Source organism: Ruegeria sp. SAZD013, from assembly GCF_059612525.1.
In genome coordinates, this window is sequence record NZ_JBXWQT010000020.1 from 838,994 (window position 1) to 861,406 (window position 22,413).

A 22,413-nucleotide genomic window follows, 5' to 3' on the forward strand; every position below is an offset into this window, starting at 1 on the left:
CTCTCTCTAATCTGCCTGTGGTACGAATACTTTGGCTCCACAGGCAGATGCAAAACACCAACGCATTAATTCAAACGGTTCAAGGGGCTTCGGCCCCGTTTTCCGCAGGGGGTGGCGACAGCCCGCGCCTTGTTCCCCGATCTTTAACCAGCCGTCAGAAGGCGGCCGTCGTCGTGCGCCTGTTGTTGAACGAAGGTGCCGATCTTCCGCTGGAGGAGCTTCCCGACGACCTGCAAGAAAAACTAACACATCAATTGGGGGAAATGGGTCTTGTGGATCGCGTGACCCTGGGTGCCGTGGCACAGGAATTCAGCGAAGCCCTGGACAATGTCGGTCTGGCCTTTCCACATGGGCTTGCCGGGGCCTTGGATGCCGTCAGTGGAAAAATCACACCCGCAACAGCGGCACGTTTGCGCAAAATTGCCGGAGTTCGTCAGATCGGTGATCCCTGGCAAAGGTTGCGCGACATTCCAGCCCATGACCTTGCGGCCATGGCACAGGCGGAAAGCACCGAAGTGGCCGCTGTGATGCTATCGAAAATGGATACGGCACAGGCGGCGCAGATGCTGGGCCACATGCCGGGTCCGGTGGCGAGGCGGATCACCTACGCAATCTCGAAAACAGCAAATGTCACACCCGAAGCGGTTGAGCGTATTGGCTGGTCACTGGCTGCTCAGCTGGATCAGCGGCCTGTTCAGGCCTTCAATGACGGTCCGGGCGCGCGGGTGGGTGCAATCCTGAACCAGTCTGCGTCCGCCACGCGCGACGACCTGCTGAACGCGCTGGATGAGGACGACGCTGATTTTGCCGATCTGGTGCGCCGGTCGATCTTTACCTTCGCCCATATCTCCAGCCGGATTTCGCCCCGTGATGTTCCAGCGATATTGCGGGAAGTCGATCAGCCTGTTCTGGTCGCGGCCCTGGCTGGTGCCGCCGCGGATGATGACAAGGCATCTGTCGAGTTTCTGCTGTCGAATATCTCCTCTCGTATGGCAGATAACCTGCGCGAGGAAATCGCGGAACGCGGGCGGGTCAAGCAATCTGAGGCCGAAGATGCCATGACCCAGATTGTTGGGGCGGTTCGTGCCCTGTCTGACGCTGGAACAATTACGCTGATTGAAAAGGAAGAAGGCGAAAGCACGAGTTGAGGCAGGAACAGGCGCTCCCGCAAAATCGTTGGGGCGGCCATTTCGCTTGGGTGCTTGAGGTTACGGGTACCGGGTTGTATGTCTTAGGCAACATTTCGCAACACGCGGTGAGACACCTCCATGCCCGTCGAAAAGTCGGAGCTCAGCCGGTTTGAGCTTGGAAAATACTATGTCGCCAATCTGTTCCTGCAGGGAATCATCAGCGCTATGCGCCTGCTTCCTTATGAAAGGCGCATAGCGACCATGGGTGCAATCATGAAAACCCTTGCACCCGTCGTTGGATTTCGCACCCGCGTCCGCCGGAATCTAAAGCTCACCTGCCCTGAATTGTCTGACGTCGAGATCACAAAGATCTATCGTGACGTGTCGGATAATGCCGGTCGGGCAATAATGGAGCATTTCTCACCCGAAGGTTTTATCGAACGTCAGGTGAACGCAAAGATATCCGGGCCCGGTATTGCTGCATTTGACGCCGCGATCGCCGAAGGGCGCCCGGTGATGATGATCACGGCGCATTTCGGTCACTATCTGGCCGCACGCGTCGCCCTGCAGAAACACAGCGGCAAACCGATAGGATGCCTTTACCGGCGGATGGCCAATCCTTATTTCAACGACGCCTATGTCGAAGCTTTTTACAAAACCGGCGCGCCGATGTTCGAACAGGGGCGGCGCGGTATGGTCGAAATGGTCCGGTCACTCAAGAACGGTGGAATCATCGCTATCGTATCCGACCTGCATGCGTTAGGGGGCGAAGAGCTGACATTCTTCGGCAAGCCTGCCGTGACATCCGTGTTGAACGCAGAACTGGCCATCAAGTACAAGGCCGTACTTATACCGTGCTATGCCGTGCGCCAGCCAAATGGCATCGACTTTGAAATCATCCTGCATGATCCCGTGCCGCACACGGACCCAAAGACGATGACCCAGTTCACCAATGACGATCTGGAACAGATAGTGCGGCAGCATATGGGGCAGTGGTTCTGGATCCATCGGCGCTGGAAAAGCTGGAACGGGCTTGGCGTCCAACCGGACAACCTGCCCTGATCACTTGGCCCATGTCGCGGCAACAATCGGCCCGTGACCGGCCCTTTGCACAAGCACGACGGCTGGCAAGTCTGGTTCCAGCTGCGCCGAGTAAGTCCGCGGTGTTTGCCCATCCCACTGGCCCGCAATCTGCCAGGTTTCGACAACATTGGCATAATCCAACTCCCGCCCGGCTAACTCTCCACGACGGATCGAGGCATGGCGCAGGGGCGAATACTGAACGATACGCACGTCATAGGTCTCACCTTCGGGCAATTCCACAGGTGTCACACTCACGGTCACTTCGTCTGCGTCTCGGGTCGCGGTCACCGCTGCCTCGGGGGCGGCCGTTAGATGCGCATCAATCAGACGGTCGAGCTCCTGAGCCTGAGCGCCGACGATATCGTGCTGACCATTTATGATCATCTGGGGCGTATAGATCATGGATTTTCCGTTTTCGCGGGCATAAGCCCGTTGCCGGAACGTGTGATCAGGATCGGCATATTCGTCCTTCCAGCCGATGTAATCCCAATAGTCGACATGCAGTGCCAGCCCGATGACATCGTCGCGTTTCGCCAGCTCATGCATGATCCGGTCCGCCGGCGGGCAAGATGAACACCCCTGTGAGGTGAACAGCTCAACCACCACAGGATCCTCACCGGACATGGATTGGGTGGCGAACAGGCAGGATACGAGGGCGGTCAAAGCAGCGGGTTTGAACATAAAAACTCTCGGATTGAACGGGTGTTCTCTGGGATAGCCGTTTTGCCGCTCAACCGCCAATCAACGTTTCTTGAGGGCGGCTTCTGCAATTCGCCGCCTAAATGTGTGCAATGGTATACAAAATTGCAAATCCAGTGCTATTGAACCTTGAACCAACGGCTTGGGTGATGCAGATAACACTCAGCGATGCCCGAAATCCAAGCCATTTGAGAAGGGAGGCCACCAGATGCCCATTAAAGTCGGACAGGATACCGCCAAGACACGCCGCAGCCTGAACGTGAATGGCAAATCCATTTCCTACTATTCGATCCCCGCCGCGCAGCAGGCCGGTTTGGGTGATTTCTCCAACCTTCCTGCCGCGTTGAAAGTCGTGCTGGAAAACATGCTCCGATTTGAAGACAGCGGCTTTTCGGTCTCGGTCGATGACATTAAGGCATTTGCCGAATGGGGTGCCAATGGCGGCAAGAACCCGCGCGAGATTGCATACCGCCCTGCCCGCGTGCTGATGCAGGACTTCACCGGTGTTCCCGCGGTGGTCGATCTGGCCGCCATGCGCGACGGGATCAAAGGCCTGGGCGGTGACGCACAGAAGATCAACCCGCTGAACCCGGTCGATCTGGTTATCGACCACTCGGTCATGATCGACGAGTTCGGGAACCCGCGTGCGTTCCAGATGAACGTCGACCGCGAATACGAGCGCAACATGGAGCGCTATCAGTTCCTGAAATGGGGTCAGAACGCGTTCAACAATTTCCGCGTAGTGCCTCCCGGCACCGGTATCTGCCATCAGGTGAACCTGGAATATCTGGCGCAGACAGTCTGGACGGACACCGATCAGAACGGCGAAGAAGTTGCCTATCCCGACACGCTGGTTGGCACCGACAGCCACACCACCATGGTCAACGGCATGGCCGTTTTGGGGTGGGGCGTTGGCGGAATCGAGGCGGAGGCTGCAATGCTGGGTCAGCCGATCTCGATGCTGATCCCTGAGGTGATCGGTTTTGAGTTGACCGGCTCGATGGTCGAAGGCACCACCGGTACGGACCTTGTTCTGAAGGTTGTCGAATTGTTGCGCGCCAAGGGCGTGGTGGGCAAGTTCGTCGAGTTCTATGGCGAGGGGCTGGACCGCCTGCCGCTGGCTGACCGTGCAACCATTGCCAACATGGCGCCGGAATACGGCGCAACATGCGGCTTCTTCCCGATCGACGGCGAAACCCTTCGCTACATGCGCAACACCGGCCGCGACGAAGACCGCATCACGCTGGTCGAAGCCTACGCCAAGGAAAACGGGTTCTGGAGAGGCCCGGATTATGCACCGATCTACACCGACACTCTGTCGCTGGACATGGGCACAATCGTTCCAGCAATTTCAGGCCCGAAACGCCCGCAGGACTACGTCGCGCTGACCAACGCCAAGGCCGCTTTCACCAAGGAAATGAAAGAGACCTTCAAGCGCCCGATGGGCAAGGAAGTCGCGGTCAAGGGCGAAGACTACACCATGGAGTCGGGCAAGGTTGTAATTGCTTCGATCACCTCCTGCACCAACACGTCGAACCCTTACGTGATGATCGGTGCAGGCCTTGTGGCCCGCAAAGCCGCAGCGCTGGGTCTGAACCGCAAGCCTTGGGTCAAAACCTCGCTGGCGCCCGGTTCGCAGGTTGTATCGGCCTATCTTGAGGCCGCTGGACTGCAAGAAGATCTGGACAAGGTCGGTTTCAACCTTGTTGGGTACGGCTGCACCACCTGCATCGGCAACTCGGGCCCGATCCAGAAAGAAATCTCTGAAGCCATTTCCGAGGGCGATCTGGTCGCCACGTCGGTTCTGTCCGGCAACCGTAATTTCGAAGGCCGTATCTCACCGGATGTCCGCGCCAACTATCTGGCTTCGCCGCCGTTGGTTGTTGTCTATGCGCTGGCAGGTACGCTCGACATCGATCTGACGTCCGAACCTATCGGTCAGGACAAGAACGGCAACAACGTCTTCATGAAGGACATTTGGCCGACCCAAAGCGAAATCGCGGAACTGGTTGAAGCGACCGTAACCCGCGAAGCGTTCCAGTCGAAATATGCGGACGTCTTCAAGGGCGATGAGAAATGGCAAAGCGTAGAGGTTCCGCAACAGGAAACCTATGACTGGCCGCCAACGTCGACCTACATCCAGAACCCGCCCTATTTCCAGGGTATGGGGGCGGAACCGGGCACGATCTCGAATATCGAAGGCGCCAAAGTTCTGGCCATTCTGGGCGACATGGTGACCACCGACCATATCTCACCCGCGGGGTCATTCGCGGCAACGACGCCAGCAGGCAAATACCTGACCGACCGTCAGGTTCAACCGCGCGAATTCAACTCGTACGGCTCGCGACGGGGCAACCACGAAGTCATGATGCGCGGCACCTTTGCCAATATCCGCATCAAGAACGAGATGTTGGACGGAGTTGAGGGCGGCTATACCAAAGGCCCGGATGGCGAACAGACATCGATCTACGACGCCTCGATGGCCTATCAGGCTAATGGCACTCCGCTGGTTGTGTTTGGTGGCGAACAATACGGCGCGGGCTCAAGCCGTGACTGGGCGGCCAAGGGCACCGCACTGCTGGGTGTCAAAGCCGTGATTGCGGAAAGCTTTGAGCGGATCCACCGGTCTAATCTGGTTGGCATGGGCGTTATCCCGTTCGAATTCACCGGTGGAGATACCCGCATAACCCTGGGTCTGAAGGGGAACGAAACCGTCTCGATCCACGGTCTGGATACGGTCGAGCCGTTGCAGATCGTGCCCTGCACCATCACCTATGCAGATGGGGCTGAGACGACCATCCAGTTGAAATGCCGGATCGATACCGCGCCTGAGATCGAATACATCGAAAACGGCGGCGTGCTGCATTACGTGCTGAGAAATCTGGCGAAGGCTGGCTGACGAACGCAGCGGATAAGAAAGTTTTGAGGGCGCCTTCGGGCGTCCTTTCTTTTGCAAGGCTCTGCCTCGCGCTCCGAAGTTTTATTCAGCAGAAGAAGTTGGATATACGCGGCACTCTGAAAACAGGAGGTGGTTATGGAAAAGGTGGCGTTGATAACAGGCGGGGCGCGGGGTATTGGACACGCCATCGTAGAGGAGTTGAGCCGCGACCATAGGGTGGCGTTCACTTGGTTGTCCACCAACCCTCCGGCGAGGCTATTGCGGGGGGAAGCTTTGGCGATCCGTTCGGATCTGACGGCTCCTGATCAACCTGCGGCGGTGATTGCGCAAGTGATGGAGCGGTTTGGACGACTTGATGTGATCGTGAACAATGCTGGGTTGGTTCGATCGACGCCAAAAGAGGAGTTCCAAGCGGAGGAGCATCGCGCCATTCTGGATATGAATCTGCTAGCCCCCGCTGCTTTGCTGGCTGCAGCTTTGCCACATTTGGAACGGGGCGCCGCCATTGTCAGTATCTCGTCGATGAATGCAGTGTTGCCGCCCCGTGATGCTGTCACTTACGGTGCCAGCAAGGCGGCTCTGAACCTGTGGACCCGTGCCATGGCCAAAGAGTTGGGGCCAAACGGGATACGCGTCAATGCTGTGGCCCCCGGTGCGATCAACATTCCTGAAGCGCCTCGTTCGGAAGAACTGACAGAACTTTTCGTGAAGGATACTGCGTTGGGCCGGGCCGGACGGCCCGAGGATATAGCCAAAGTGATCAGGTTTCTGGCGTCGGACGCGGCCTCGTTCATCACAGGTGAAGTTTTGTCCGTAACGGGAGGCTATCGTTTATGAACCGCCCGCAGCTTTCTCAAGCGCAGGCCGGATGGTGCTTGCAATGACACGCTGCGTAATCGGGCCAGCAAAGCGCAGAATGATCGTTCCGTCACCGTCGATCACGTAGGTCTCGGGAACGCCGTACAGACCCCAGTCAATCGCCATTCGGCCCTGTTCGTCGCGGCCCATGGCGGTGTACGGATCACCAAGGTCATCCAGGAAAGCCTCGGCATTGCTCAGCTTGTCTTTGTAGTTGATGCCGTAAACCGGGATGCCTTCAGCCGCCAGAGCCTCGAGGTTGGGGTGCTCGGCGCGGCATGGCGCGCACCAACTGGCCCAATAGTTGACCAGCTTGACCTCTCCGTTGCGCAGCGTTTCATCGTCGAAAAGGGTCTTTCCCGGAAACTCGGTGAGAACCACGGGCGGCGCCGGTTGCCCTTCGCGGGCCGAGGGCAAGGCGTTGGGATCTTCGCGAAACATGCCGATGCCTGCGAGAACCGCGAATGCGCCAAAAATCAGAGGCGGCGCAATCATCAGGGGCGAGATTTTAGCCATTGCGCGACATCCTCTGTTCGACCTTCTCCATTTCCGCACGCACCTTGCGCCCGCGCATCACGCTGAACGCAACCAGTGCCACGATAAGGGCAATGGAAACGGCATAAGACGACAAAACGGCGTCTGCATATTTTCCAAGATCGGGGATCATCCGCCTACCCTTTCCCGTGCCTGTAGCGCCTTGATACGACGGGCGCGAATTTCCGTTCCGGTGCGGTACAACACCAAGGCGATGAACAGCAGAACAAATCCGATGATGCAGGCCAGCAGGGGGTAGAAAAAGACATTGCTGACCTTCTCTTCCGTATCCGCCCCGGTAACGGCCCCCGCCCGCATGACCGATGCGCCCTGATGCAGGCCCTGATTCCAGAAATTCACCGCATACCGGCTGAGGATCGCAAAGACCGACCCCACCAGACACAGAACCGAGGTCAGGTCGGCTGCGGTATCCGGATCTTCGATAGCTTCCCACAAGGCGACATAGCCAAGGTAGAACAGAAACAGGATCAGGAACGATGTCAGGCGCGGATCCCAGGCCCACCATGTGCCCCACATGGGCTGTCCCCAGATGGCCCCCGTCAGCAGCGCTATCAGGGTCATTACGATCCCGATCGGTGCAGCAGCGCGTGCCGCAAGCGCGCTGACATGGTGGCGACGCACCAGCCAAACCAATGAGGTGGCAAGCATCATCAGCCAGCAATTGATCGCCATCAGGGCCGCCGGAACATGCAGATAGATGATCTTGACGGTCGACCCCTGCTTGTAGTCGTCCGGTGTAAAGAAAAAGCCCCATGTCAGACCGACAACGATGCAGATGGTCGAGACAATCCAGAAAAACGGCAGGACCCGTTCGCTGGTTTCAAGAAACTTGCGAGGGTTGGCATATTCCCAGAGGGCGTTGGCTTTGGCTGCGATTGACATGGGCCCTATCTAGTCCGAGTTGGGGTGGTTCTCAATTGACATCCATCAAACTTGTCGCGGTTCACCGCAGATTGATACGTAGCACGGCAGCGCTGGCAAAGGGCAACAATGCAATGGTCGCCGCCGTGATCCCGGCCAGCATCAGCAGTGGTGTCTGCACCTCCATCCCTGTTGCACCGCGTCGGGCAACTTCGGCCCCGAATATCAGGGTGGGGACGTAAAGCGGCAACACAAGAAGCGACAGCAATAGCCCGCCACGTTTCAGACCAACGGTCAGCGCAGCACCAAATGTCCCGATGACGCTCATGGCCGGGGTACCTATCAACAGCGAGATGACCAGCCAGAAGAACCCCGGCACCGGCAGGTTCAGAAGTACGCCCAGAAACGGCGCGGCCAGAACCAGCGGCAAACCAGTGGTCAGCCAATGGGCCAGCGCCTTGACAGTGACAACCGATTCAAGTGGCAGCGGTGCCGTGGCCAGCAGGTCCAGCGAGCCGTCTTCCCAGTCCAGTGCAAGCAGGCGGTCAAGCGATAGAAGGCAGGCCAGCAAGGCCCCCAGCCAGAGCACACCGGGCGCAATCGTGGACAGAAGCGAGGATTGCGGCCCCACCGCAAACGGCACCATCACGGTCACGATCAGGAAAAAGGCCAGACCCAGCCCAAACCCGCCGCCCGCGCGGAAAGCCAGTTTCAGGTCGCGCAGCAACAGGGCGATCACAGGAAACCTCCGTCGAAATCGTCGATGGGTTTGGGTTTGGCCTTGTTCGGACCGACGTCCAGAACCTCGCCATCTAGGCCAAGGTCGATATGGGTGGCGATCAGGGCTGACCCACCCTGCCCCAGATGTGCCCGCACAGCGTCGGCAAACATTTGCACAGCGTTTCTGTCCAGCGAGACGGTCGGCTCGTCCAGCATCCAGATCGGCCGCCCTGTGACCAGCATCCGCGCCAGCCCCAGACGCCGTTTCTGACCTGCCGACAGGTTGCCGGCGTGACGGTCGGCGAGTTCGTTCAGGTCAAATGCGTCCAGCGCCGGCTGGATGTCATATGTGCCAAAGACCGAGGCCCAGAATGTCAGGTTTTCCGTCACTGACAGCGTCGGTTTGAGCCCGTCTGAATGGGACGCGTAGGCGATCTGGTCATCGGCCCCTTCGATCTTGCCTTCCAGCGGAGGCTGCAAGCCAGCCAACGTACGCAGTAGGGTCGTTTTGCCAATACCATTCGGGCCGCGCAGGATCAGAGCTTTGCCCGGCGGCAGCTGAAAGCTGAGGCCCTCAAGGACGGGAACACCGCCACGAGTGATCGACAGATCTGTTACAGTCAAAGTCATGAGACCCGCTTAACGGATTGTCAGCAGGGGCAAAAGGCGAGATTTGCCGCAGGATGCCAGCGCACCACCGCTGCCTCATGTCGGAGTGAGGGGCCAGCCCCTCACACTCCCCGGGATATTTTCGGCCAGATGAAGAGGATCCCGTCAGACAGGGATCAGCGCGAGTGCAATACGACGGCCTTCAGCGAGCAGCACGTTGTAGGTGCGACAGGCGGCAGGGGAGTTCATGATTTCGACACCAAGTCCGGCATTCTCCAGCTCAACCCTCAGGGATAGAGGGATGTGGGCCATGTCCGCGCCCGTACCGATGAGCAGGACGTCGATCCTGCCCACCAATTCCAGAAGGGGGTGTCGGTCGTCATAACCGCCCCACTCTGCAGGGCCTGCCGGGCCTGTCAGGATAGCGCCGTGGAAGACATCACCGCCAATTCGGAAAAAACCGGGGCCATAACCGTCAACGGGTTTGGCATCAGTAAAAGTAATCTGATTCAGACGCATGATGTCCCTTCTTCAATCCAGAAGCGGCAGCCCGGAAATGACGGCGATCAGGATGACCGAATAGGCCGCGAGCCGATAAATCTGTTCGAGTCTCGGGTCGAACAGTGCTTTGCCGATAAGCGTAGTGATCAGATAAGGCACGCACAGCAGCAGCACAATCCACAGGATCGACAAATCTGCGGCACCGCTGATGAGGATGTTGAAAACGATGACAACGTCCAGCAATGCCAGAAAAATGATGGTGTTGGCGCGAATCTTGCGGACGTCTGTAGAACTGGCCAGATAGAACACGATGACAACCGGACCGGTCAGCCCGGTCATGCCGCCGATAATGCCTGCACTGCCGCCGATGGCGAGACGTCCGGGTAGTCCCAGTTTCCCCTCCCATCGCCAGCCGGTAACCACGGCCAGCAGGGTCAGACCGGTGATGCCACAAACAACCCAGCGCAACGCAACCGAGTCCACCTGCACCATGATCCACAGCCCCAGCGGCACGGTTACGGTTGCAGCAAAGCCCAGAGTGCTGATTTCGACCTTGTCGCAATCCCGCCACGCCTGAGGCGCCAAGGCAAATGTTGATGCGATTCCGGTGGCGGCCATCAGAAAGACCACATCTGCAATAGGCAGGAACTGGGTCGCCACCGGCACAAAGATCATCGCGGTGCCAAAACCTGTGAAGCCGCGGACAAGTCCCGCGGCTCCGATAGTCAGGATCAGCCAAGTGAGGCCCGGCAGGGCCAGGGCCTGTTGCAGGGCCTCAGGCATCAATATTGGCAAACTGGTTGCCCGCCGTGTTCGACGGTTTGGACCAGTCGCGCTTGACCCCCAGCCAAAGCAGGATGGTCGAAGCCACGAAGACCGACGAATAGGTCCCGACGACGACACCCCAGATCATCGCGAAGACGAATCCGCGGATGACGTCCCCGCCCAGCAGATAAAGCGAGATCAGCGCCAACAAAGTTGTGACCGAGGTCATCACCGTCCGGCTCAGGGTTTCGTTGATCGATAAGTTCAGAACCTCTTTCAGATCTTTCTGTTTATATTTCCGCAGGTTCTCGCGCACCCGGTCGAAGACGACCACGGTGTCGTTCAGCGAATAGCCGACGATGGTCAACAACGCCGCGATGATCGCCAGATCAAAGCGGATTTGCAGTTCCGAGAAGATGCCAATGGTCAGGATCACGTCGTGCACCAATGCGGCAACCGCCCCAAGTGCAAACTGCCATTCAAAACGCAGCCAGATGTAGACAAGAACGGCACCGATGGCCAAGACAACCGCGATAACGGCCGTCTTAATCAGCTCACCCGACACTTTTGGACCAACGGATTCGACACTTTCAAACGGCAGTTTGAGTCCGGGGTCTGCGGCAGCCAGCGCTTCGCCGACCTGGGTGATCACGTCTGCTGTGACCGCTTCGGCGTCTTCCTGAGCCTGAATACGGATCATTGCGACATTTTCATCGGGACCGAAGCTTGGATCAAAAATCTCGGTGATGGAGACGTCACCCAGTTGCAGCGGAGACAAAGCATCGCGGTAAACACCTACGTCGATCACTTGTGCGCTTTGGGTCCGAATCGTGGTTCCACCGCGGAAATCGATGCCGAAGTTCAGCCCCTGCAGCAGAAATGAGGAGAACGCAATCACCATCATCAGGCCGGAGATTCCAAGCCAGATTTTCCAGCGATTGAAAAAGTCGAACGAGGTGCTTTGGGGTACGAGTTTCAGTCTCATGTCAAACCTCGATCGTTTTTGGTCGGCGGCGTTCGAACCACATGACAACCATCAGGCGCGTCACGAAGATCGCGGTGAAGACCGATGTCAGGATACCCAGGCCCAGAGTGATCGCGAACCCGCGCACAGGGCCGCTGCCCATGGCAAACAGGATAACGGCGGTAATGAAGGTGGTTATGTTGGCATCCAGAATAGCCGACAGCGCCTTTTCATAACCCAGATCGATGGCGCGGGCCGGACCTCTGGCGGATTTCAGTTCTTCGCGGATGCGTTCAAAGATCAGTACGTTGGCATCCACCGCCATACCGACCGTCAGAACGATCCCTGCAATCCCCGGCAGAGTCAGGGTTGCGCCGATCAGGGACAGCAAACCGAACAACAGGCCCACGTTTATGATCAGCGCGATGTTGGCGAAGACACCGAACAGGCCATAGCTGAGCGCCATGAATACCAGCACGGCGACAAAGGCCACGATTGTGGCAACTTTGCCTGCGTCGATACTATCTTGCCCCAGTTCGGGCCCGATGGTGCGTTCTTCCAGGAATTCCAGCCGTGCAGGCAAAGCACCTGCACGCAACAGGACGGCCAGATTGGTGCTTTCCTCAACGGTGAAATTACCGGTGATGATACCCGATCCGCCTGGGATATGGCTTTGGATCACGGGGGCCGAGATCACTTCGTCATCCAGAACGATTGCAAAGGGTGCGCCGATATTGTCACGGGTATAATCCCCGAACTTGCGTGCCCCGGATGTGTTGAATCGGAAGCTGACCGCAGGGCGGCCGTTCTGATCGAAGGATGGCTGCGCGTCGACCAGTTCCTCTCCTGTCACGACCGGAGCGGATTCGATGGTGTAATAAACGCCGTTTTCGTCAATCGACGGAACGATTTTTTCGCCGACGCCTGCAACGGCATCCGGATCGGTTCCGCGCCCGACAACCGGGTTGAAGGTCAACTGTGCTGTTGTTCCGATAATTTCCTTCAGTTCACCCGCACTGCCGATACCCGGCACCTGAATTAAGATACGATCCGTCCCCTGACGCTGAATTGTGGGCTCACGTGTACCGACTTCGTCGATCCGGCGGCGGATGATTTCCAACGCCTGACGCACCGTGCGGTCATCCGAGGCCAGTTTTTCTGCTTCGGACAGTTGAACAACAATTGTGTCACCATCCGCGCGGGCTTCGATATCTGTGGCTCCTACACCTGTCAGGGTCTGCACTTGCCGGGCCAAACCGCGGACAACCTCCAATGCCTGTGGCATTCCTTCGGGCTGGCTAATGCGCACGCGAATCTCATCCGCAGCCGAGTCCTGACGGCGGATGGTTCCCACCGTGGCACGTTCATCGCGCAGGGCGTCGCGGATTTCCGGCCACATCGCCTCCATCCGGGAGCCGTAGACGTCTTGTACTTGTACTTCGGCAAGCAAATGCGCGCCGCCGCGCAGGTCGAGGCCAAGATTGACCAGGGATGACGGCAACCAACTCGGCCATTGCGCGGCTTCAGCCTGCATCTGGGGTGTGTCGTTGCCCAACTCGATCGCGGCCTTGGCGTCGTTGGATTGTTCGACCCGCGTGTAAAATGCGTTTGGCAGGGCCATGAGCAGGCCGGTCACGCAGACCAGCCAGATCAGAACCCGCTTCCAGGTATCAAATTGCAGCATTAACCTGCCTTTTCAAGGAATTGTCGCGCGAAGTTACTTCGCCGGCTCAGTCTTGTTCAGAACCTGGGCGATGGTCGATTTGACCACGCGAATCTTGACGCCCTCGGCGATTTCGACCTCGATCTCGTTATCGCCTTCCTTGACCTTCGATACCTTGCCGATCACGCCCCCCTGAGTGATCACCTGATCACCGCGACGCACGGCATCAACCATGGCCTGATGTTCCTTCATCTTCTTTTGCTGCGGACGGATCAGCAGGAAATACATGATCGCAAAGATTAGGATCAGCGGGAGAAACTGGGCGATTGCGCCACCATCCATGGGACATTCCTTTGTTCTAGTCTTGCGGCACAGTTCCGCAAATTTGGGCGGAACCTATGCTTTGAAATGTCGGTTTGCAAGCAAAGGCGGTCATGTAACTCACCTGAAAACGGGCATGTCCCGGCAACCACGGGCAAAACGTTGCAGATATGCCCTAGGAACATAACCAATACCGGGTATAGTTTATCCGAAGGGGGACACATGACGCGGCCACTCAAACCTTTCCTTTCGTTGCTTTATTTACTGACTGCCCTGTCGGTGAGCGTGTGGCTGTCCAGTGCGGCCTTGTCGCAGGAAGCACCCGCGGAATCCCCCCTGTCCGAGACTGCGGGATCGGACACGTTCATGGCCCCGGTCATAGTAGACGGGGACATTCTGTTTCAGGTGCGCGGATCAAGCGCCCTGCCTGCTCCGGAGCGCGCCGAGGGCGTACAGGACAAGATCATTGTGGTTGCGGAAGCGTCGGAAGCACCTTTGGTCGAGATCACATATGAAGAGACCGAGTTTGGCATCTGGATTCTGGCCGATGGCCAAAAAATCTCGATCGTTACTAAAGCTGACGCTGAACTGGATCAGATGGAACTAAGTGTTCTGAGCGTTTTGCATGGCAATGCGATCAAACAATCCATTGAGGCGTATCGAGCCAACCGAACCGGTCAGGCGCGCGTTTCCGGTGCTATTGAAGCGGCTGCCTGGACGTTGGGATTTGCCCTGTTTGTTGTCACTATCCTGTGGCTGCACCGTCGGATCAGGCGTCGCACATTGAAGCTGGTAAAACGCTACTTAAAGGATGTCGAAACGGCGACAGCCAAAAGCGTTCAGGCCGAAGCAATCGCGGCCCTTATCCGCTATGGTCTGAACTTCGTGCTGCTGATCATCTTCTTTCTCGGTTTCTACTATTACCTGTCCTTTGTTCTTTTGGCTTTTGCGGAAACCAGATATTTCGCACAGCTTCTGCTGACCTATCTGACAGAGCCCGTGCTGCTTATCTTCCGGGGCATCCTCAGCTATATCCCCAATCTGATCATGCTGGGCCTGATCACATGGGTCACGTTGTACATCATCAAAGGGCTGCGCGTGTTCTTTGATGCGGTCGAAGCCGGTTCGTTCGAAATGGGTGATTTCGAAAAACACTGGGTCAACCCGACGTTCAACATCGCCCGTGTCGTCGTTATTTTGATCGCGCTAGTGTTTGCGGTTCCCTATATTCCGGGCTCAGATTCTGCCGCGTTCCAGGGGTTGACTATTCTGGTTGGCGCCATGCTGTCTTTAGGCGCGAATTCAGTCGTGTCCAACATGCTGGCCGGGCTGTTTGTGATTTACCGCAGGTCTACCTCAATCGGCGACCGTATCCAGATCGGGGACCACATCGGCGATGTGGTTCAGATAAAACTGATGGAGACCCACCTGAAGTCGATCAAGAACGAGCTGATCTCGATCCCCAATGCACAATTGATGAACTCAGATGTCGTTAACTTTTCAAAGAAAACCAATGGTGACGGACTATTATTGCACACGACCGTCGGCATCGGCTACGAAGAACCCCCTGAGAAGGTAGAGGCGATGCTGATCGAGGCCGCCAACCGCACCAAAGGTATCAAGGTCAATCCCGAACCTTTTGTGTTGTGGACCGCGTTGGCCGATTACTCGATCAATTATCAGATCAACGGCTACACCACCCGTGGCAGCATCATCCCCAAAATCCGCTCGGACCTGCATCGAAACATTGTCGCTGTATTTAACGAGAACAATGTGCAGATCATGACGCCTTCTTATGTGGCCGACCCGCCCGAGCCAAAAATACCGGCCGGGGCATGGGATGGCCACCTGACGCATGAAACCCACGAAGACGCTGATAAGTCGTAACCGGTGCTACACCCTGCCCTGCAGATGGTGCATAAGCGGGTTCAGTGATTCACGCATTCAAGGATCTGAGACATGCACGACATCCGCGCCATTCGCGAAAACCCTGCCGCCTTTGACGCCGCCCTAGCGCGCCGTGGGGACGCGCCGGTGTCGTCAGATCTGCTGAGGCTGGACGAAAGCCGGCGTGCCAAGATTCTGGCTGCCGAAACTGCACAGGCCGAACAAAACAAGGCCAGCAAGGAAGTCGGCGCTGCTAAGGGACGCGGCGACGAGGCTGAATTCGAACGCCTGCGCGCGCTTGTCGCCGAGAAAAAGGCCGAAGTCGCCCGGATGCAGACCGAGGCCAAGGATCTGGATGCCTTGCTGACCGATCAACTGGCCCGCATCGCCAACCTGCCCGCCGATGACGTGCCGCAAGGCGCGGACGAAAACGACAATGTCGAAGTCAACCGCTGGGGCACCCCGCGTGATTTCAGCTTTGCACCGAAAGAGCATTACGACATTCCCGCCGTCGCAGCCGCGATGGATTTCGAAACCGCCGCTAAAACAAGCGGCAGCCGGTTCGTGAATCTGTCCAAGGGGGTTGCCCGCATCCACCGCGCGCTGGCCCAGTTCATGTTGGACACGCATATCGACAAGAACGGTCTGACAGAAATGCAGACACCGGTTCTGGTCCGGGATGAGGCGATGTATGGCACGGATAAATTGCCTAAATTCGGCGACGACAGCTATCAGACGACCAATGGCTGGTGGCTGATCCCGACCTCCGAGGTTACACTGACCTATTCAGTGGCTGGTGACATTCTCGAAGAGTCTGCCCTGCCCATCCGTATGACCGCCCATACCGTCTGTTTCAGGTCCGAGGCCGGAAGTGCAGGCAAGGACACCGCAGGGATGCTGCGCCAGCACCAGTTCGAAAAGGTCGAGATGGTCTCGATCACCCATCCCGACGCGTCAGATGACGAGCAAAAGCGCATGTTGCGCTGCGCCGAGGATCTGCTGGAACAGTTGGGTATTCCCTATCGCACTGTTGTTTTGTGCACCGGTGATATGGGCTTTGGCGCGCGCCGCACTTATGACATCGAAGCTTGGCTGCCCGGACAGGACACCTATCGCGAGATCAGCTCGGTCTCGACCACAGGTGCGTTTCAGGCGCGTCGAATGAATGCCCGTTTCCGGCCAGAAAGTGGTGGCAAACCCGAATTCCTTCATACTCTGAACGGTTCCGGTCTGGCTGTCGGGCGTTGCCTGATCGCTGTTCTGGAGAATGGGCAGAATGAAGACGGAACTGTTTCGCTGCCCGAGGTACTTGGCCCCTATCTGGGCGGCAAGCTGACCCTGCAATCGGACGGTTCTTTGGCCTGACAAACAAAACCGGCGCCGTCGGGCACCGGTAAGGACATCAGCAGAAGGCGAAGAAGTTTACTTCTTTGCTTTTTTCTTGTCCTTCTTCTTTCCGCCTTTCTTGCCGTCCTTCTTTTTCCCGTCCTTCTTGGACTTTTTGTCCTTGCTGGATTTGGCTTTCACTTTGTCCTTCGCCTTTGAAAAGGCGGCTTCCATCTCTTTACGCTTCTTCGCGGCTTTTTCAGCCTTGGCCTTGGCTTTGGCCTTTTTCTTTTCCGCAGCTTCGGCTTTTTCGGCCGCTGCTTTTTCTTCTGCCGCCTTGCGTGCGGCTTCCTCGACCCGTTTCTCGGCTGCGGCTGCGGCGATTGTTTTGCGGGACGCGGCTTTGCGTGCGGAAGGCCTGCGTACCGCCGGAGTCCGGGCCGCAGTTCGGCGTGTTGTTGGCTTCGCAGCAACCGGATTTGCGGCAACGGCTTCTTTGGCAGATGCAATCAAAACCAACGCGCGCGCCTCACCGATCCGAGGGACCTTGACCAAATCAGCAGGAGCGGCCTTGGCTATTGCCTCGGCGGTCTTGAAGCCATTGGCAACAAGGGCCTGGCCAAGCGAGTCTCCTACACCTTTTATATCGGTCACTGCGGTCATTATGGGTCCTTTCTGTGTCGTTCTATAACTTCGTATATACACCGGATATACGAAGCAGCAAGCAGCGTAGTGATAACCCCTGTTCTGCCAGCTTAGTTATGGGCAAGACTAGCGGCTCGGTTGTCTCTCGGAAAGGGTACAAGGCGCTTGGCATCTTCGTCCCATAGCTTCAGGTTCAATGCGGCCACGGCCTCGGGAAACTTAATCCGGCGCGGGGTGTATTCCGGCGGCAGGTTATAATGGCAGGCACGCAGGCGATATGATGGGATACGCGCGTTGAAATGGTGGATGTCGTGCAACGTGATGCAGGCCACAGCCATATCGAACCACCATCCGAAATCCAGTGCGGATGATCCCTCAAGCGCTGCTGTCTGAGGGTTCAGATCGGGGCGGCGATCCCAATAGGTATCTTCGAAGTTGTGCTGAAGATAAACAAGGAAGACGCCCAGCATTCCACCCAAAAAGGAAAACACCAACCAGACCCAAATGCCGGTCATACCCGCAATCAGATACAACAATCCTAGAAACACGATGATCGACAGGTTGTGCAACACCACACCTTTAGCGCCAAAACGCGCCGTGTTCTTGGGCCAGCGGTATCGGATGAAGTAGGTGAACAACGCGCCGACCGGAACCAGGATGAACGGATTGCGATACAGCCTGTAAAAAAAACGCGTTTTCCAATCAGCCGCATTCCACTCTCGCAGAGTCATCGTATGAATTTCACCTGTCTCGCGATGTTCAAGATTTCCGATGCCCGCATGGTGCAGATTGTGGTTCTGCTTCATCACCTCGAACGGGGCGAAAGTGAAAGGTGACAGACCATGCCCTGCCCATTCGTTTTGAATCCGTGTTTCAAACAGAGAGTGATGCCCACAATCATGTTGCAGCACATAAAGCCGTACTGCGGCAAAGGCGAACACGATCCCGGCGGGTATCATGATGTACCAGCGATCAACGAAGGTGATCGCAAGGGTCAGCGACGCGAAATACACCGCAAATGTGCCAAAATAACTTGCCGCGGCCAATCTGTTGTCCTGCACCGCGTAATGTCTTGTATATTCCCTCAAATCCATCCAGCCGTCTCCTTACGATGGCCGTTCAGTTTTCTGTTCAAATCTAGGTGCGGCTAGTCCGCATGCAAGCAGTGCGTGCCCAAACAAATGCACACGCATGAATGCTAGCGCGGAGAACAGAAACTGTCACGCCCCCGTGAGGTAAGATGCTGAAAATTGGCGCAGTTACGCGCGGCCCTTGAGATGCTTGGCCAGCGCGCCCGCATTTTTCTTGCGCCGACCCTTATATGGGTTCTTGTCGCCCTGCCCGCGCAGCGTCAGGCGGATTGGGGTGCCAGGCATGTCAAAGTCCTGACGCAACCCGTTGACCAGATAGCGGGTATAGCTTTCGGGCATCTTATCGGGATGAGAACACATCACAACAAAACCCGGCGGCCGCGTTTTCGCCTGGGTCATATAGCGCAGCTTGATGCGGCGGCCCTGTGGGGCTGGCGGCGGGTGTTGTTCCAGCATGGCAGTCAGCCACCGATTCAACGCCGCGGTTGGCACACGGCGGTTCCAGACGTCATGGGCGCGCAGGATGGCGGCGCGCAATCTCTCAAGCCCGCGACCCGTTTTCGCCGAGACGGTAACCAGAGGGGCCCCGCGCAGCTGCGGCAGCAAACGATCAAAGGCATCTTTCAGTTCCCGCAGCTTTTCCTGCTTGTTTTCCTCGACGTCCCACTTGTTTACGGCAACAACAACAGCCCGGCCTTCGCGTTCGGCCAAATCGGCAATTCTCAGATCCTGTTGTTCAAATGGAATGGCCGCGTCCAGAAGTACGACGACAACCTCGGCAAACTTCACCGCGCGCAAGCCGTCTGACACCGAGAGCTTTTCCAGCTTTTCCTGTACCTTTGCTTTCTTGCGCATTCCTGCTGTGTCAAAGATCCGCATCGGAGTGCTTTCTCCGTCCGGGTCGGCCCAATCAATCCGCAGGCTGATAGCGTCACGGGTGATCCCGGCCTCAGGCCCGGTCAACAGGCGGTCTTCGCCGATGATCTTGTTGATCAGCGTGGATTTGCCCGCATTCGGACGGCCAACCACGGCCACCTGCAACGGCTTCGCAGAGGTGATCAGGGGCATTTCGCCCTCACCGTCTTCATCCAGCTCAATATCGGTTTTTGGGGCTTCTTCGACCTGCTTTTCCTCGGCTGCATCGGCCAAAGGCATAAGCCGAGCATAAAGATCTGTCATCCCTTCGCCATGTTCACCAGAAAGACGCACAGGCTCACCCAGACCCAGGTTATATGCCTCGAGCACCCCGGCATCCGCTGCGCTGCCTTCGGCCTTGTTGGCCGCAAGGATTACATGCTTGGACCGTTTGCGCAGGATTTCTGCAAACATCTCGTCCGTGGGCGTCAGCCCGACCCGCGCATCGATCATGAACAGGCAGACATCGGCCATGTCTACCGCGCGTTCGGTCAGACGGCGCATCCGGCCCTGCAAACTGTCATCTGTCGCGTCTTCAAGTCCGGCCGTATCGATCACGGTAAAGCGCAGATCGCCCAGACGCCCTTCGCCCTCGCGCAAGTCACGCGTCACACCGGGCTGATCGTCGACCAGCGCCAGACGTTTGCCTACGAGGCGGTTGAACAATGTGGATTTGCCCACGTTCGGGCGCCCCACGATGGCGAGGGTCAGCGACATGATACTCTACCTTCAAGACTCAAGTTGCGCCCTTTAACGCATCTTGCCGTCAACGGAAAGCGTGTAGATCACCTTTGGTCGAAACAACATACAGCGTCTGCCCGGCCACAACAGGGGATGCTGTCGCGCCTCCGGGAACCTCAGCCTGATGAACCAGTGTTCCGTCAACTGGATTGAAGAACCGCAGAAACCCGTCGTTGGACGCAACCACAATACGACCCCCGGCCAGAATTGGGCCGTAATGCGCAAAGATCGGTCCCCGGCGGCCACGCTTGTCCTTGACGAAGCCCGGCAGATCCTGCGCCCAGATGACAGACCCGTCCGCCGCGTTCAGACGCACCAGCTGGCTGCGATCACTGATCAGGAAGATGCTGTTGCCCGCAGGCCAGACCGTATCGACCGCACCTTCGTCTGCTGTCCACCGGCGCTCACCGGAAGCGGCATCAAATGCGACGGTCCGGCCCGAGTGATTGCCGATGTAGATACTGTTGCCGACAACCATCGGACCACCAGTCACATCGACGATTTGCGCCGCGGCGCGCCCGCGACGCCCCCCTGCAACAGACGCGTTCCAGCGGCGGATACCACCGCGGCGGAAAGTGGCCGCCACGTCACCCGAGCCAAAGGCAAATACCGCCAGATCAGATGCGATTGCAGGCGCAGGCGCACCCAGAACGTTCCCGACGCTGGGTGTGCCTTCGAATTGCCAGGCTATGCGTCCGTCCTTGGTGTTTACAGCCCAGCCGGTTTCATCTCCGGCCACAACGTATAACAGCCCGTCGTTCACCAGCGGAGCGCCGCTGCCGGTCGCTTCCAGGCGTTTTTGCCAGCGCACGGCACCCGATTTGGCGTCCAGCGCGGTCAACCGACCGAACCCTGACGACACATAAAGGACGCCGTCGGCATAAGCCAAACCACCCCCTGTTGCATCCGAGTCGCCATCACTTGGCGGGATCAGATCGGTTTCCCATGCCAACTGCCCCTGCTGGGTGACCGCTGAAACCGTCGCTCCTGAATCCAGTGTAAAGATCAATCCGCCCGCAACCACCGGCTCGGCAGTTATGCGTTGCTTGCGCGAGTCGCCCTGCCCGATCGAAACAGACCAGATCCGTTGTGGTGTTGCGCGCAAAGCGGCATGGGTGGTTCGGTATGCGGACGTTCCCGGACTTTGTGACCAGTTGGCGTTGACCTGTTGCGCCGGCAGGCTGATCGGTTGCGAGCCGCGCTTTTCGACCGTTTCCAGATCTGAAACAGGGCGAATATCCTCGCGTTCACCGGGCAGAATGGCTTCGGGCGGTTCACAGGCCGCAAGTGCTGTCAAGGCCAGAGCCGCAAAAGGCAATCCCGTACGGGAAAAAAATCTTGTTACCATGATATTCCGAACTCGCCTGTCGTTAAGTCTTTTGTCCCGCCTGGTCAGCCTTGCTGCGCCACCAATGGTTCAGGTTCCCCACCCAAAGCAATGATCATTTGCGCCGCGCGCTGTTGCAGATCGATCCCAACCTCTGCATCCTGCCGTAGCGCCTGCAATCGATCCAGCGCAGCATCGACATTCCCCTCGGCCACGTCAATCAGAGCCAACTGCTCTTCCGCCAGCAGCCGCAGCGGCGCTCCGGGGGCCGCCAACGCCTCGAACTGTTGCCGCCGGTCGGCGGCAGGCAAGGTATCGCCTTGCAACAGCAGCGACTTGAAGCTTGCAATCGCGCGGTAAATCTCGGGCAGGTCGCCCTGAACGGCAACCGCGTTCAGGCTGGTGACCGCGTCCTCTCGGGATCCGGATTCGACCTGTGACGCAGACAACAACATGTCCAGCACGGCTTTCCCGCCCGGTGACATCGCCTCTGCCTGTGCAAGACCAGCAGCCCTTGCCGCCGGGTCATTTTCGGACAATGCAGCAAGAATCGTGTCACCCAATAACTGAGCTTGCGCCGTGTCCCGCGCCTTGCGGTATTCATTGAAAGCGGCACCGCCGACGATCAACACGACGGCGACGACACCCACCCAGCCCCAGCGACGCAGCAACAGATAGATCCGGTCACGGCGCACCTCTTCGGTGACCTCATCAATGAAACTGTCTATATCGCTCATCCAAGCCCCCGGGCTGTCTATCTTGTATTAGTGCGCCATGTCATACCCCGGCACCAACGCCAAGCCAAGGGTCCGAATATGCGCATTTTCACCGCTTTGCTTCCCTCTTGCGAAAA

22 protein-coding genes are annotated in these 22,413 nt (G+C 57.7%); 6 read left to right on the forward strand and 16 right to left on the reverse strand.

Features of this window, described 5'->3' with window-relative positions:
* The first annotated feature begins 47 nt into the window (after positions 1-47).
* Positions 48-1,148, forward strand: coding sequence for a flagellar motor switch protein FliG (locus AC2FLU_RS10400; protein ID WP_496808692.1), 1,101 nt, complete (start codon positions 48-50; stop codon positions 1,146-1,148).
* Between the two features lie 120 nt (positions 1,149-1,268).
* A complete protein-coding gene (locus AC2FLU_RS10405; RefSeq protein WP_496714866.1) occupies positions 1,269-2,192 on the forward strand; it encodes a lysophospholipid acyltransferase family protein in 924 nt (307 codons plus the stop codon).
* On the opposite strand, the gene AC2FLU_RS10410 is transcribed toward AC2FLU_RS10405, so the two are convergent.
* Positions 2,193-2,894: a DUF1223 domain-containing protein gene (locus tag AC2FLU_RS10410; protein WP_496808691.1), complete on the reverse strand. Its 702-nt coding sequence runs from the start codon at positions 2,892-2,894 to the stop codon at positions 2,193-2,195.
* Positions 2,895-3,120: 226 nt separating this feature from the next.
* On the opposite strand from AC2FLU_RS10410, the gene acnA reads away from it, so the two are divergent.
* The gene (gene acnA, locus AC2FLU_RS10415) at positions 3,121-5,811 is read left to right on the forward strand and encodes an aconitate hydratase AcnA (protein WP_480553798.1); all 2,691 of its coding nucleotides are present in this window, start codon (positions 3,121-3,123) and stop codon (positions 5,809-5,811) included.
* A gap of 135 nt (positions 5,812-5,946) precedes the next feature.
* Positions 5,947-6,648, forward strand: coding sequence for an SDR family NAD(P)-dependent oxidoreductase (locus tag AC2FLU_RS10420; protein WP_496714865.1), 702 nt, complete (start codon positions 5,947-5,949; stop codon positions 6,646-6,648).
* Here the strand turns inward: AC2FLU_RS10420 and AC2FLU_RS10425 are convergent.
* From AC2FLU_RS10425 to yajC, 10 genes are all read right to left on the reverse strand, one after another.
* On the reverse strand, positions 6,643-7,185 hold the full coding sequence (locus tag AC2FLU_RS10425; protein WP_480492951.1) for a DsbE family thiol:disulfide interchange protein: 543 nt from the start codon (positions 7,183-7,185) through the stop codon (positions 6,643-6,645). The genes AC2FLU_RS10420 and AC2FLU_RS10425 overlap by 6 nt on opposite strands.
* On the reverse strand, positions 7,178-7,336 hold the full coding sequence (gene ccmD / locus AC2FLU_RS10430; protein WP_209503508.1) for a heme exporter protein CcmD: 159 nt from the start codon (positions 7,334-7,336) through the stop codon (positions 7,178-7,180). The genes AC2FLU_RS10425 and ccmD overlap by 8 nt, the downstream gene beginning before the upstream one ends.
* The gene (locus AC2FLU_RS10435) at positions 7,333-8,106 is read right to left on the reverse strand and encodes a heme ABC transporter permease (RefSeq protein WP_480473412.1); all 774 of its coding nucleotides are present in this window, start codon (positions 8,104-8,106) and stop codon (positions 7,333-7,335) included. The genes ccmD and AC2FLU_RS10435 overlap by 4 nt, the downstream gene beginning before the upstream one ends.
* Before the next feature lie 61 nt (positions 8,107-8,167).
* A complete protein-coding gene (gene ccmB / locus AC2FLU_RS10440; RefSeq protein WP_480473413.1) occupies positions 8,168-8,824 on the reverse strand; it encodes a heme exporter protein CcmB in 657 nt (218 codons plus the stop codon).
* Positions 8,821-9,435: a heme ABC exporter ATP-binding protein CcmA gene (gene ccmA / locus AC2FLU_RS10445; protein ID WP_480517511.1), complete on the reverse strand. Its 615-nt coding sequence runs from the start codon at positions 9,433-9,435 to the stop codon at positions 8,821-8,823. The genes ccmB and ccmA overlap by 4 nt, the downstream gene beginning before the upstream one ends.
* A 144-nt stretch (positions 9,436-9,579) precedes the next feature.
* Entirely contained in the window at positions 9,580-9,933 is a 354-nt protein-coding gene (locus tag AC2FLU_RS10450) for an Mth938-like domain-containing protein (protein ID WP_496808690.1), read from the reverse strand.
* Between the two features lie 12 nt (positions 9,934-9,945).
* Complete coding sequence (locus AC2FLU_RS10455; protein WP_496811967.1) at positions 9,946-10,710, reverse strand: sulfite exporter TauE/SafE family protein; 765 nt, start codon at positions 10,708-10,710, stop codon at positions 9,946-9,948.
* The gene (gene secF, locus AC2FLU_RS10460) at positions 10,691-11,665 is read right to left on the reverse strand and encodes a protein translocase subunit SecF (protein WP_496808688.1); all 975 of its coding nucleotides are present in this window, start codon (positions 11,663-11,665) and stop codon (positions 10,691-10,693) included. Before secF ends, AC2FLU_RS10455 begins: the two co-directional genes overlap by 20 nt.
* Before the next feature lies 1 nt (position 11,666).
* Positions 11,667-13,328, reverse strand: a complete 1,662-nt coding sequence (secD, locus tag AC2FLU_RS10465) for a protein translocase subunit SecD (RefSeq protein WP_496808687.1) — start codon at positions 13,326-13,328, stop codon at positions 11,667-11,669.
* Between the two features lie 33 nt (positions 13,329-13,361).
* On the reverse strand, positions 13,362-13,649 hold the full coding sequence (gene yajC, locus AC2FLU_RS10470; protein ID WP_209503494.1) for a preprotein translocase subunit YajC: 288 nt from the start codon (positions 13,647-13,649) through the stop codon (positions 13,362-13,364).
* A gap of 201 nt (positions 13,650-13,850) precedes the next feature.
* On the opposite strand from yajC, the gene AC2FLU_RS10475 reads away from it, so the two are divergent.
* Together AC2FLU_RS10475 and serS are read left to right on the forward strand one after the other, a co-directional pair.
* Positions 13,851-15,515, forward strand: coding sequence for a mechanosensitive ion channel family protein (locus AC2FLU_RS10475; protein ID WP_496808686.1), 1,665 nt, complete (start codon positions 13,851-13,853; stop codon positions 15,513-15,515).
* Positions 15,516-15,587: 72 nt separating this feature from the next.
* Positions 15,588-16,880: a serine--tRNA ligase gene (gene serS, locus AC2FLU_RS10480; protein ID WP_480553803.1), complete on the forward strand. Its 1,293-nt coding sequence runs from the start codon at positions 15,588-15,590 to the stop codon at positions 16,878-16,880.
* 57 nt (positions 16,881-16,937) lie between these two features.
* Here the strand turns inward: serS and AC2FLU_RS10485 are convergent, their stop codons facing one another.
* The 5 genes from AC2FLU_RS10485 to AC2FLU_RS10505 all read right to left on the reverse strand — a co-directional run bounded on the left by AC2FLU_RS10485 (position 16,938) and on the right by AC2FLU_RS10505 (position 22,297).
* On the reverse strand, positions 16,938-17,504 hold the full coding sequence (locus AC2FLU_RS10485; protein ID WP_496714859.1) for a helix-hairpin-helix domain-containing protein: 567 nt from the start codon (positions 17,502-17,504) through the stop codon (positions 16,938-16,940).
* Positions 17,505-17,596: 92 nt separating this feature from the next.
* Positions 17,597-18,580 (reverse strand): fatty acid desaturase, encoded by a 984-nt coding sequence (locus AC2FLU_RS10490; protein WP_480492943.1) that lies wholly within the window; start codon positions 18,578-18,580, stop codon positions 17,597-17,599.
* A 165-nt stretch (positions 18,581-18,745) separates the two neighbouring features.
* Positions 18,746-20,209: a ribosome biogenesis GTPase Der gene (gene der / locus AC2FLU_RS10495; RefSeq protein WP_480603195.1), complete on the reverse strand. Its 1,464-nt coding sequence runs from the start codon at positions 20,207-20,209 to the stop codon at positions 18,746-18,748.
* A gap of 49 nt (positions 20,210-20,258) precedes the next feature.
* Positions 20,259-21,581: a PQQ-like beta-propeller repeat protein gene (locus AC2FLU_RS10500; protein ID WP_480473424.1), complete on the reverse strand. Its 1,323-nt coding sequence runs from the start codon at positions 21,579-21,581 to the stop codon at positions 20,259-20,261.
* Positions 21,582-21,625: 44 nt separating this feature from the next.
* Positions 21,626-22,297 carry a hypothetical protein gene (locus AC2FLU_RS10505; protein WP_480473425.1) on the reverse strand — a complete coding sequence of 224 codons (672 nt, stop codon included), beginning with the start codon at positions 22,295-22,297 and terminating at the stop codon, positions 21,626-21,628.
* Between the last annotated feature and the right edge of the window lie 116 nt (positions 22,298-22,413).